The organism is Pseudomonas arabinosi, from assembly GCF_047758675.1.
GTDB lineage: Bacteria > Pseudomonadota > Gammaproteobacteria > Pseudomonadales > Pseudomonadaceae > Aquipseudomonas > Aquipseudomonas arabinosi.
The window spans coordinates 3,761,155-3,773,725 of sequence record NZ_CP180480.1 but is presented as its reverse complement, the minus strand read 5'-3'; the positions used below and the strand labels follow the sequence as shown (position 1 = coordinate 3,773,725).

Genomic DNA, 12,571 nt, shown 5'->3' with positions numbered 1-12,571 from the left:
CATGAAGGCTTCTGGCCCCATCGCGAGCAAGCTCGCTCCCACATTTGGAATGCATTCCCCTGTGGGAGCGAGCTTGCTCGCGATAGGTCGCAACGCGGTCTCAAGCTGAACCTTTGCATTCCCCGCAACACAGAATTGTCATCAATCCAATTGATAGCCGCCTAACGAAAGGTGCACGCTAGAGAGCTTGGCTGGGACTTATATCATTCCGAATGATAGTTACCTTTGCCTCATTCGATTCGTGCGATACAACCTCCCCGAGCATCATCCGTCCATTCTCAATACATTGGCGGATGCATCCATGGAACAATCACTCAAACATTTACGCTTCCCGTTGGCCCTGTTGGCCGTACTGGTGATGAGCGCCTGTGGCAAGACTCCGGACACGGCCGCCACTATGCCCGCAGCCAAAGTCAGCGTGGCCAAGGTGCTGGAACAACCGGTCAATGAATGGGATGAATTCACCGGCCGCCTCGAAGCGCCGGAAACCGTAGAAATTCGTCCAAGGGTCTCTGGCCAGATCGATGAAGTGGCCTTCACTGAAGGCGCTTTGGTCAAGAAAGGCGACCTGTTGTTCCAGATCGACCCGCGTCCATTCCAGGCTGAGGTTCGCCGCCTCGAAGCCTTGGTTGCCCAGTCCCGCGCCAACGCCACCCGCAGCGAAAACGAGTCCCAGCGCGGCGAACGTCTGCGCACCAGCAACGCGATCTCCGCCGAGCTGGCCGATTCACGCACCAGCGCCGCTCAAGAAGCCCGCGCCGCCGTCGGAGCCCTCCAGGCACAACTGGATCTGGCCAAACTGAACCTGAGCTTCACCCGTGTCACCGCACCGATCAGCGGTCGCGTCAGCCGTGCGGAAATCACCGCCGGCAACCTGGTGACCGCCGATACCACCGCGCTGACCAGTGTGGTGTCCACTGACAAGGTCTACGCCTACTTCGACGCCGACGAGCGTGTGTTCCTCAAATACACCCAGCTCGCTCGCCAGGGCAAACGCGGTGCTACCACGCCGGTTTACCTCGGTCTCTCCAACGAAGACGGCAACCCGCACCAGGGCGTGATGAACTTCGTCGACAACCAGGTCAACCCGAAAACCGGCACCATCCGCGGTCGTGCCGTGTTCGACAACACTGACGGTCAATACACCCCCGGCTTGTATGCCCGCCTGAAACTGGTCGGCAGCGGCACCTATTCCGCCGTGCTGATCAACGACGAAGCGGTCGGTACCGATCTGGGTAAAAAGTTCGTGCTGGTGATGGATGCCGACAACAAGACGGTTTACCGCTCGGTCGAACTGGGTCCGAAGATCGAAGGTTTGCGCATCGTGCGCAACGGCCTGAGCAAGGACGACACCGTCATCGTCAAGGGTCTGCAACGGGTTCGCCCTGGTTCGCCGGTCACGCCAGAAGTGATCCCGATGGCCAGTGAACAAACCCTCGCGGCACTCGCACAACAACGACAAGCGCTGGAAGCCAGCAACCTGCCCCAAGTCGCACCTGCCAAGGTCGCGGCGGGTACGGTTGTGAAACTGGCTGCTGCGACACCACGCGGTTAAGGGATCTCTACGATGAATTTTTCCCAATTCTTCATTTCACGGCCGATCTTTGCAGCGGTACTTTCGCTGCTGATCCTGATCGCCGGCGCCATCTCGCTGTTCCAGTTGCCAATCAGCGAATACCCGGAAGTGGTTCCGCCGACCGTTGTGGTCCGCGCCAACTTCCCGGGTGCCAACCCTAAAGTTATCGGTGAAACCGTGGCTGCTCCACTGGAGCAAGCCATCACCGGCGTCGAGAACATGCTGTACATGTCCTCGCAGTCCACCGCTGACGGCAAGATCACGCTGACCATCACCTTTGCGCTGGGCACTGACCTGGACAACGCACAGGTACAGGTGCAGAACCGTGTGACCCGGACCGAGCCGAAGCTTCCTGAAGAAGTGACACGCATCGGTATCACCGTGGACAAGGCTTCGCCCGACCTGACTATGGTTGTGCACTTGACCTCGCCGGACAAACGCTACGACATGCTCTACCTGTCCAACTACGCCTTGCTCAACATCAAGGATGAGCTGGCGCGTCTGGGCGGTGTCGGTGACGTGCAGCTGTTCGGCATGGGCGATTACTCGCTGCGTGTGTGGCTCGATCCGAACAAGACCGCTTCGCGTAACCTGACCGCCACCGATGTCGTGACCGCGATTCGTGAACAGAACCGTCAAGTGGCTGCCGGTGCATTGGGTGCGCCACCCGCGCCGAATGCCACCGCGTTCCAGCTCTCGGTCAACACCCAAGGCCGTCTGGTTTCTGAAGAGGAGTTCGAGAACATCATCATTCGCTCCGGCGATAACGGTGAAATTACTCGCCTCAAAGACATTGCCCGCGTTGAGCTGGGTTCCAGCCAATACGCCCTGCGTTCGTTGCTGAATAACCAACCGGCGGTGGCGATCCCGATCTTCCAGCGCCCTGGTTCCAACGCGATCGAAATCTCCAACGAAGTGCGCGACAAGATGGCCGAGCTGAAGAAGAACTTCCCGGAAGGTATGGACTTCAGCATCGTCTATGACCCGACGATCTTCGTGCGCGGCTCCATCGAAGCCGTTGTTCACACCCTCTTCGAAGCACTGATTCTCGTTGTGTTGGTGGTGATTCTGTTCCTGCAAACCTGGCGCGCCTCGATCATTCCGTTGGTAGCCGTGCCGGTGTCGCTGATCGGCACGTTCGCGGTGATGCACTTGTTCGGCTTCTCGTTGAATGCCCTGTCGCTGTTCGGGTTGGTACTGGCGATCGGTATCGTGGTGGACGACGCCATTGTGGTAGTGGAGAACGTGGAGAGGCACATCGAGCTGGGAGAAACGCCCGTAGAAGCCACCAAGAAAGCGATGCGAGAGGTGACTGGGCCGATCATCGCGACGGCGCTGGTGCTGTGTGCGGTATTTATCCCGGCGGCGTTCATTTCCGGACTCACCGGCCAGTTCTACAAACAGTTTGCCCTGACCATTGCCATCTCGACCGTGATCTCGGCGTTCAACTCGCTGACACTGTCCCCTGCCCTGGCCGCCGTGCTGCTCAAGAGCCACAGTGCGCCGAAAGATCGCTTTACCAAAGTGCTTGATAAACTATTGGGCGGTTGGCTGTTCCGTCCGTTCAACCGGTTCTTCGAACGCGCCAGCAATGGCTATGTCGGCACCGTAGCCCGGGTTATCCGCAGCAGCGGTATTGCACTGCTGTTGTACGCAGGCCTGATGGTGCTGACCTTCTTCGGTTTCGCCCACACCCCGACCGGCTTCGTACCCGGCCAGGACAAACAATATCTGGTGGCCTTCGCGCAACTGCCGGACGCTTCGAGCCTGGACCGCACCGAGGACGTGATCAAACGCATGTCCGACCTGGCCCTGAAACAGCCTGGTGTGGAAAGTGCCGTGGCCTTCCCGGGCCTGTCGATCAACGGTTTCACCAACAGTCCTAACGCCGGCATCGTGTTCGTGACCCTGAAACCGTTCGACGAGCGTAAAGACCCGAGCATGTCCGCCGGTGCCATTGCCGGTGCTTTGAACGGTCAGTTCGCCGGGATTCAGGAAGCCTACATGGCGATCTTCCCGCCGCCGCCCGTACAAGGCCTGGGCACCATCGGTGGTTTCCGCCTGCAGATCGAAGACAAGGGCAACCTCGGCTACGACGAGCTGTACAAAGAAACCATGAACATCATCAACAAAAGCCACAACGTGCCGGAACTGGCCGCCCTGTTCACCAGCTACACCGTGAACGTGCCACAGGTCGATGCGGCTATCGACCGGGAAAAAGCCAAGACCCACGGCGTGGCTGTCAGCGACATCTTCGACACCCTGCAGATCTACCTGGGTTCGTTGTATGCCAACGACTTCAACCGCTTTGGTCGTACCTATCAGGTCAACGTTCAGGCTGAACAACAGTTCCGTCTCGAACCGGACCAGATCGGTCAGCTGAAAGTGCGTAACAACAAAGGCGAGATGATCCCGCTGGCGACCTTCATCAAGGTCAGCGACACCTCGGGCCCGGACCGCGTGATGCACTACAACGGCTTCATCACCGCTGAAATCAATGGAGCGGCAGCCCCCGGCTACAGCTCCGGCCAGGCCGAAAAAGCCATCGAGAAACTGCTCAAGGAAGAACTTCCGAACGGCATGACCTACGAATGGACCGACCTGACCTACCAGCAGATTCTGTCCGGCAACACTGCGCTGTTCGTGTTCCCGCTCTGCGTATTGCTGGCGTTCCTGGTACTCGCGGCTCAGTACGAAAGCTGGAGCCTGCCACTGGCGGTGATCCTGATCGTACCGATGACCCTGCTGTCGGCCATTACCGGTGTGATTGCTTCCGGAGGCGACAACAACATCTTCACCCAGATCGGCTTGATCGTACTGGTGGGGCTTGCCTGTAAGAACGCGATTCTGATCGTCGAGTTCGCCAAGGATAAACAGGAAGACGAAGGCCTCAGCCCGCTCGCCGCGGTTCTGGAAGCTTGCCGTCTGCGTCTGCGCCCGATCCTGATGACTTCCTTCGCGTTCATCATGGGTGTTGTGCCTCTGGTGTTCTCCAGCGGTGCCGGTGCCGAAATGCGTCATGCCATGGGTGTGGCGGTGTTCTCCGGGATGCTCGGGGTGACCTTCTTCGGTCTGTTGCTGACGCCAGTGTTCTACGTCTTGATTCGTAACTTTGTGGAGCGCGGTGAAAAGCGCAAAGCGGCCAAGGCCCTGAAACTGGAGGCGCAACAATGAGCCTGAAAGCCTTCCTGCCGAGCCTTCTGGTACTGGCCCTGAGTGCCTGTGCCGTCGGCCCGGACTACAAGACCCCAGCCACTGAGCCGGCCAACATCACCACCGCCACCGATGGCAGCGCCGGTCAGAAGAACTTCGACCGCTCGCGCTTCGAAGGCATCTGGTGGCAGCAGTTCGAAGACCCGACCCTCAACCAGTTGGTGACTCAATCGCTGCAAGGCAACCGTGATTTGCGCGTGGCCTTTGCCCGCTGGAAAGCGGCCCGGGCAATTCGCGATGACGTCAGCAATGACGCCATGCCGACCATCACCAGCCGCGCCAGCAGTGACCTGGCCAAGGGGCAGATCCCGGGCCAGACCACCAAGCGGGTCAATAGCGAGCGCTACGACCTGGGCCTGGACATGGCGTGGGAGATCGACCTGTTTGGCCGTATCCAGCGCAACCTGGAATCCGCCGACGCCGAACAGCAAGCGCTCGAAGCCGACCTATACCAACTGCAAGTCTCGATGATTGCCGAGCTGGTGGACGCCTATGGCCAACTGCGCGGTGCGCAGCTGCGGGAAAAGATCGCCTTGGCCAACCTGAACAACCAGCAGGAATCGAGCAAGATCACCGTCAGCCTGCGTGATGCCGGCGTCGGCGATCAGCTCGATGTGGTCCGCGCCGATGCTCGCCTGGCGTCCGTCGAAGCCAGCGTGCCGCAATTGCAGGCTGAACAGGTTCGGCAGAAAAACCGCATCGCCACTCTGTTGGGCGAGCGTCCGGACAAGCTGACCGTCGACCTGAGTCCCAAGGACTTGCCGGCGATCGCCAAGGCATTGCCGATCGGTGATCCGGGTGAACTGTTGCAGCGTCGCCCGGACATTCTCAGCGCCGAACGCAAACTGGCTTCCGCCACCGCCCGTATCGGCGTAGCCAAGGCTGATTTGTTCCCTCGGGTCAGCCTCAGCGGTTTCCTTGGTTTCACCGCCGGGCGCGGTTCGCAAATCGGTTCCTCGGCGGCTAACGCCTGGGCATTGGGCCCAAGCATTACCTGGGCTGCATTCGACCTTGGCAGCGTGCGCGCCCGTTTACGTGGCGCCGATGCGGATGCCGAAGGTGCCCTGGCAACCTACGAGCAGCAAGTACTGCTGGCGTTGGAAGAATCGGAAAACGCCTTTAGCGACTACGGCAAACGCCAGCAACGCCTGATCTCGCTGATTCGTCAGAGTGAATCCAGCCGCGCCGCGGCCGACCTCGCCCAAATTCGCTACAGCGAAGGCACGGCGGACTTCCTCGTCCTGCTTGACGCCCAGCGTGAGCGTCTGGCGGCTGAGGACACGCAGGCCCAGGCCGAAGTCGATCTGTACCGCGGCATTGTCGCGATTTACAAAGCCCTGGGCGGTGGCTGGCAACCAGAGACGGTCGCCAGCAAGTAAAGTTTTAACGAGCTCCTTTGGTTGGCCGCAACCAACCAATTCCTTTGCCCTGCGCCTCATTCGGTCGCGGGGCTTTTTTTTGCCTGCGCACCGTGCTGGAAGCAATCACAGAACCTGTGGGAGCGGGCTTGCTCGCGAAGAGGCCGGTACATCCAATGGATATTCTGCGGCTGACACACCGCATTCGCGAGCAAGCTCGCTCCCACAGGGGGTTAGCGGTGCTCTTGAGTATCGCGGGTTTCCATGATGGTTACGGTGGCGGTGGTCCCGGCGCGCAGTCGGTTTTTGGCAGCGTAATCGGGATCGATCTGTATCCGCACCGGTACCCGTTGCGCCAGTTTGACCCAGGTGTAACTGGGGTTTATGTTGGCCAGCAATCGACCGCCGGGCAGGTTCTCCCGGTCGGAAATGGCGAAGGCAATGCTTTGCACCGTGCCGCCGAAAGTTTCGCCGCTCATCAATTCGATCCTGACCCGGTCGCCCTCCTCGATTCGCGGCAGCTTGGTTTCTTCAAAGTAGCCACTGACATAAAACGAGTCGCTGTCCACCAGCGCCAACAACGCGCCTCCGGCTGCGGCATAGTCCCCCTGACGGGTCAGCAGGTTGGTGACGTAACCTGTCACGGGCGCTTCGACCCGCGTGCGCTGCAAGTCCAGTTCGGCCTGGGTCAATGCGGCGATGGCCAATTGCACGTTGGCCCGAGCCAGACCGAGGTTGGCCTGGTTGCGCAACAACTCGGCCTGCGCCACCGCCACTTCCGTGCTGGATTTCTCCCATTCTTCACCAGAAATCGCAAGCCGCTGCTTGAGCGTGCGCCGTCGGCGTTCTTCACTCTGACGCTGGCGGAGCAGCGCTTCACTGGCGACAATCGTTGCCTCGGACTGACCAAGGGTGGCTTTCGCCACTTCCACCGAGCGCTTGGCATGCTCAACCGCCAGCACATAGCGCGCCGGGTCGATCTCCAGCAGCAACTGGCCTTTCTCCACATGCTGGTTGTCCTGCACGCCCAAGCCAACGATGCGCCCCGAGACATCGGCGGACAAGGTCACCACATCGGCACGCACCCGTGCATCGCGGGTCCAGGGGGCACGGGTGTAATGTTCCCAGGCAAACCAGCCGAGAACAAAAGCCAGCAACACCACCGCCACCGTTACGAGTCGGGCAAGGATCTTCTTCAAAGCATCAAGCTCCCATCACCAGAATCAGCGTTGCGCAAACGCAGGCGTACAACGCGCCTTCGAACAAGGCTTCATGCCAGACGAACCGCAACACGCCAATGCGGCGCAAGATCCAGTCCAGCACCAGGTAAATCGGTAGTGCCAGCAGTAACGCCTGAGCAATCGGCGGCAAGTAGACGCCACCCAACTCAAAATCAATGGGCAAGGGCCGGCACTCCTTCCGTTTCTGTGGGTTGAAAGTGTTTGCGATGTCGCTCCAGAAACGACACCACGATCAACAACGCCACGCGCATCCTGAATACCGACCACAGGTGTTCATGAACGTCTAAATGCAAGTTGTCCATTTCATCGCCCAAGACACGCAGGTTTCCGAGCAGTTGCTCAAGGTCAATCCCGGGCCGCCCGGCGATCAATCGACCTGTCTCACGGACAGCCGCGAGCAAGCGGTTTTGTTGCTCAGTACTGAGCAAGGTGTTGCTCTGTCCCTGTTGCCTGAGCTGGTTCAACGCCACACCCAGCGCCATGCACCCGAGGCTGACTTCGAACAGCTCGCTGGATTGCTTGTCGTCGGTGGCCGGCAGCAGCCCCAACATCATGGTCAGGCGATCGACCATGCGGCTTTCAAACGCAAATTGCTGCTCATCGGTGGCCGGCGTCTTCAGCAAAGCGTAGACCTGCTCACAGTTCTCATTGAACAGCCGGCGCATCCGTAAAACGGGCCTGAACGGAAAGATCAAGGCATAGACACTGAGCGCCAGCGCGGCTGCGCAGATATAGGAACCGGCAAACTCGAACCACTGAATGGCACTGTTCTGGCCGATTTCCGTGTTTTGCGGGCCCAGCAACAGAATGGTCGTCAGCCCAAGACCAATGCCTGTGCCCGTGGTTGGCGGACTGGACAGCCCCACCGCAACGGCATACAGCAAGGGGGCTAGCAACAAGGCGAGTAACTCGAAGTCACTGATCATCGGTATTAGCAGGAACAGGTACAGCGCCGACACCACCAAAGCCAGACCCAGCCCCCTGGCAAAGCTCTGACTGGCCAGCAACGGTCGTGGAAACGTCGCCATCAGCGAACAGAGAATCCCCACCACGATCATCCCGCCACGAGCCCCGTCCCAAGCGGTCTCAATCCAGATCAGACCGGCCACCACCAATGCGGTAAATGCTCGGATCGCATTCATTGCCGCCAACGTGAAGTCCAGATGCAGCGGATTGTCCTGGCCGCGAAACATGCTACTGGCCGCACGCCCGTCCTGGATTGCGTCGCTCAGTTCGAGAATCTGGCCGAGCTGCTCCAGCATCCGCGCCTGTTCCCAGCGCAGTGCCCAGGCCAGTGAACGCAGGGTGGCTGGCATCGTCTCGGTGAGTTGTTCGGCCTTGTACGCCTGATCATCAAAACGCTGTTGCAGTGCCGAGAAACGCTGCCGGGCTTTGGTCGACAATGAGCGCCCTTGCAGGGCCAATTCATCGAGAAAGACCAGTTCTTCGGCGCGTAATCGCTGTATCTCCTCCGGCAAGGCACCTTTCCAGCGCTCGGAAAGCAGCTCCCGCTGGTGACGCAAAGCCGTCAGCCGCGACGTCAACAACACCAGCTGATTACCCAGCAACTGCACCAACTCATTGGCGCTGCGCAACCGTGGCGCATCGAAATACAAATGCCGACGTACCCCCTCCAGGGCGCTGATCGCGCCGAGCAGTTGCATCTGCCTCCGATGGAAATCGGCCTCGCTTTCTTCGGTCCGGATGACGGCAGCAGCGTGAGTCGCGAGCAGCTTGATGACCTGATCGATCTTGGCGAAGTAATCCCGGGCCACAGCTTCCGGCCGCGCCGTGAGCAGGCTGACCACGCACACGCAAGCCACCGCCAATAGCGTCTCGGTCACGCGGGTGACGGCGAGAAGGAACGTACCTCCCTGATCGGGCACCGCCAGCAGTGCCACGACCACCGCCGTGTACCCGCTCAATACAAACGCCTGGGAACTGGTGTAGCGCAACAAGGTGCCGCCGGCGGTACACAGTGCCAGCCACAAGGCCAGGGTGAGGATGAAAGGCAGGGGCGCCTGGGGAAAGATCGCCATGATCAACACCGCCACGACCGCCCCGAGTGTGGTGCCGATGACCTGGCCGAAACTCCGGGCCAGGGCCATGCCGCCCAATGGCTGGCTGACGATGACCACCGCCATGATCGACCACTTGGGCTGCTCAAGGTCGAACAGGAACGCCAGATACAACGTCAGCAGCCCGGCCGCGATCGTCCGCAGGGCGAACAACGCCACGCCGGGCCCGGGGTTGAGTATTGCTTTGAAGTACTGAAGCAGCGGTTGCATGGGAGCGCTCATCGAGTCATCTCCAGCAAGCGTAGTCACTGCCAACGCGCCTCGACGGGTTTCAATGTCGACGCAACCTGTAGGCAAAATCATTGAAAAGCCAGACTGCCTTGAATCGACTGACTCACGTAATGAACCAAGTCTGGGTTTGACTCACAGCCTTGCCTGACCGAAGCTGGCAACTTTGCAACAGCTTGCCAGCTCCCGGATTCCTGCATGCCCCAGTCCCGCCGCTACCTGCTCATCAGTCTCTGCGTCCTGTTTGCCATCGGCCTTGCCTGGTTTTTCCTGCGCAGCACAACCCCCGCTGTGCCGGAGGCGATCAAGCGTGGCTACAGCGAGGCGCTGAACCAGGCGCGCGCGGGCCAACCGGGCGCAGCGCGGGTTCTCTACCAGCAATTGGGCCGCCCTGATATATCGGTCAAACGCCGCGTCTGGCTGCATGCCGAACTGCCCAACTACCCCAGCTCCGTGGCCCTGAAACTGGCGGATGCGGACTTGCAGCATGAATCGCCGGACGTGCGCATCGCGGCGATCAAAAGTATCAGCGGTCTGGTGCCCAGCGGTCAGCGCAGCCTGCTGCTGGGCCCGTTACTCGATGACAGCGAACAGCGCGTCCGCTATGCCGCCGTGAACGCCTTGCTGGGGCTATCGCCGGACGATCTCGGTTTGTACTTCGGGCCGCTGGAGCAAGCCATCGACGCCTGGGAACAGGACCTGAAGAGTCAACCGGAAAGCGCCGACAACCAATATCAACTGGCTCGACTGCATCTGCACAATGCCGAATTGAAAGAGGCGCAGCAGGCACTGCAGAACACCTTGCGTCTTGCGCCCGGCAACCTGCCCGCGCTGGTGATGCAAATCGACGTGCTGGATCGCCTGGGCCAAAACGATGCCGCCCGGCAACTGTTGGCCAAGCAGCTGAAGGCTCAGCCCGATTCAGCCTACCTGCAACATGCCCTGGGACTCTGGCTGTTGCATCACGGGCAAAGTGAATTCGCCCTGCTCGGCCTTTCCAAAGCCGTGGAGCTGGAGCCGGACAACAAGGATTACCGCTACGACCTGGCCACCACGCTTCACGATGAACAGGAGCTGGAAGCGGCGCAGAAACAGTTGCAGGAGATCGTCCAGCGCCATCCGGCGGACCGAAAAGCCCGGGTATTGTTGATCAATTACTGGAAAGAAAGCGGCCAGCTGCAGAACGTGCAGATTCTGTTGGCGCAACTTGAACAACTCAATCCCGACGACCCGGCCTTGCAGCAAGGGCTTTAACAACAGCAAAAATTTCGTTGAACTCGTCGTCTCGGCCAAGGGTCAAGAGAACAGGCAGTCCATTCAGGCACTTATAGCCTGCTGCCTCGCTTCCCCTAGTCATGAGAGGGCATTTTTTGTCTACATCAAACGAGTTGATCAGTGCAAAAGCCGCCACCGGCATCGAAGGCCTGGATGACATCCTGGCCGGTGGTTTGTCCCGCGGCCATGTGTTTTTACTGGAGGGTGAGCCCGGAACCGGCAAAACCACCGTTGCTTTGCATTTCCTGTTGGCCGGCGCTCGTGCCGGCGAACGCTCGTTGTACATCACGTTGTCGGAAACCGAGCGGGAGCTGCGACAAGGAGCGTTGTCCCACGGCTGGGAACTGGATGAGAACATCCACATCTTCGAGCTGACGCCCCCGGAAAGCCTGCTCAATGCCGAGCATCAGCAGAGCTTGTTGTATTCCTCGGACCTTGAACTGGGCGAAGCCACCAAGCAGATTTTCGAAGTGGTCGAACGGGTCAAGCCGACCCGCGTAGTGCTCGACAGTCTTTCCGAGATCCGCCTGCTGGCCCAAAGCTCACTGCGCTACCGTCGCCAGATCCTCGCGATCAAACACTACTTCGTGCGCTATGACGCCACGGTGGTGTTGCTGGACGACCTGACCACCGAATCCCTCGACAAAACCGTGCACAGTGTGGCCCACGGCGTGATTCGCCTTGAGGAACTGACCCCCAATTATGGCGCCGAGCGTCGGCGGATCCGTGTGGTGAAGTACCGTGGCCAGAAGTACCGTGGCGGGTTTCACGACTTCACCATCATGGGCGATGGCGTTCATGTATTTCCGCGCCTGGTGGCCGCCGAGCATCGTGGTCGCTATATCCGTCAGCAATTGTCCAGCAGCATCAAGGCCATGGACGCCCTGCTCGGCGGCGGGATCGAGACCGGGTCCAGTACTCTGATCCTCGGCCCGGCCGGTACCGGCAAATCGCTGATCTCGATGATCTTCGCTGCCGCCGCCGTGGCTCGGGGTGAAAAAGCCGCCCTGTTTATATTCGATGAGGAGCTCGGTTTGCTGTTCGAGCGCATGAAGAGTATCGGCATCGACCTCAAGGCGCTGCAAGACACCGGCAACCTGCTGATCGAGCAAGTGGACGCGGCCGAGTTGTCCCCCGGAGAGTTTTCCTATCGGGTTCGTCGCTGCGTCGATGAACGCAATATCAAGACCGTGGTGATCGATAGCATCAACGGCTATCAAGCGGCGATGCCCGAAGAGAATGCCCTGGTTCTGCACATGCATGAATTGCTGCTGTACCTCAATCGCCAGGGTGCCGCGACCTTCATGACCGTTGCCCAGCATGGACTGGTCGGTGACATGCAGGCCCCCGTGGACATCACCTACCTGGCCGACACGGTCATCCTGCTGCGCTACTTCGAGGCGGTGGGCAAGGTTCGCCGGGCGATTTCGATCATCAAGAAACGCACCGGGAGCCATGAATCGACCATTCGTGAATACCGCATCAGCGCTCAGGGCATGACCATTGGTGAACCACTGGATGCGTTTCAGGGTGTGTTGCGTGGTGTTCCCACTTACCTGGGCGCCAGCCAACCCTTGCTAGAGGAAGGAAACCCGTGAGTGC

8 protein-coding genes are annotated in these 12,571 nt (G+C 59.8%); 5 read left to right on the top strand and 3 right to left on the bottom strand.

What is annotated here, in order from left to right:
- Window positions 1-301: 301 nt before the first annotated feature.
- The 3 genes from mexE to ACMXYJ_RS17680 are packed head-to-tail and all read left to right on the top strand — an operon-like array spanning window position 302 to window position 6,168.
- Complete coding sequence (gene mexE, locus ACMXYJ_RS17690) at window positions 302-1,555, top strand: multidrug efflux RND transporter periplasmic adaptor subunit MexE (RefSeq protein ID WP_415756204.1); 1,254 nt, start codon at window positions 302-304, stop codon at window positions 1,553-1,555.
- Window positions 1,556-1,567: 12 nt separating this feature from the next.
- Window positions 1,568-4,750 (top strand): efflux RND transporter permease subunit, encoded by a 3,183-nt coding sequence (locus ACMXYJ_RS17685; RefSeq protein WP_415756203.1) that lies wholly within the window; start codon window positions 1,568-1,570, stop codon window positions 4,748-4,750.
- Window positions 4,747-6,168, top strand: a complete 1,422-nt coding sequence (locus ACMXYJ_RS17680; protein WP_415756202.1) for an efflux transporter outer membrane subunit — start codon at window positions 4,747-4,749, stop codon at window positions 6,166-6,168. Before ACMXYJ_RS17685 ends, ACMXYJ_RS17680 begins: the two co-directional genes overlap by 4 nt.
- A gap of 212 nt (window positions 6,169-6,380) precedes the next feature.
- Here ACMXYJ_RS17680 and ACMXYJ_RS17675 read toward each other — a convergent pair whose 3' ends face one another.
- From ACMXYJ_RS17675 to ACMXYJ_RS17665, 3 genes are read right to left on the bottom strand one after another with little or no spacing between them, the layout of a single operon-like run.
- On the bottom strand, window positions 6,381-7,346 hold the full coding sequence (locus ACMXYJ_RS17675) for a biotin/lipoyl-binding protein (RefSeq protein WP_415756201.1): 966 nt from the start codon (window positions 7,344-7,346) through the stop codon (window positions 6,381-6,383).
- Between the two features lie 4 nt (window positions 7,347-7,350).
- Window positions 7,351-7,551 (bottom strand): DUF1656 domain-containing protein, encoded by a 201-nt coding sequence (locus tag ACMXYJ_RS17670; protein ID WP_046048365.1) that lies wholly within the window; start codon window positions 7,549-7,551, stop codon window positions 7,351-7,353.
- Entirely contained in the window at window positions 7,541-9,688 is a 2,148-nt protein-coding gene (locus tag ACMXYJ_RS17665) for an FUSC family protein (protein ID WP_415756200.1), read from the bottom strand. The genes ACMXYJ_RS17670 and ACMXYJ_RS17665 overlap by 11 nt, the downstream gene beginning before the upstream one ends.
- A 204-nt stretch (window positions 9,689-9,892) precedes the next feature.
- On the opposite strand from ACMXYJ_RS17665, the gene ACMXYJ_RS17660 reads away from it, so the two are divergent.
- Together ACMXYJ_RS17660 and ACMXYJ_RS17655 are read left to right on the top strand one after the other, a co-directional pair.
- Window positions 9,893-10,948 carry a tetratricopeptide repeat protein gene (locus ACMXYJ_RS17660; RefSeq protein ID WP_415756199.1) on the top strand — a complete coding sequence of 352 codons (1,056 nt, stop codon included), beginning with the start codon at window positions 9,893-9,895 and terminating at the stop codon, window positions 10,946-10,948.
- Window positions 10,949-11,064: 116 nt separating this feature from the next.
- Window positions 11,065-12,567, top strand: coding sequence for an ATPase domain-containing protein (locus ACMXYJ_RS17655; protein WP_415756198.1), 1,503 nt, complete (start codon window positions 11,065-11,067; stop codon window positions 12,565-12,567).
- Window positions 12,568-12,571 lie beyond the last annotated feature (4 nt).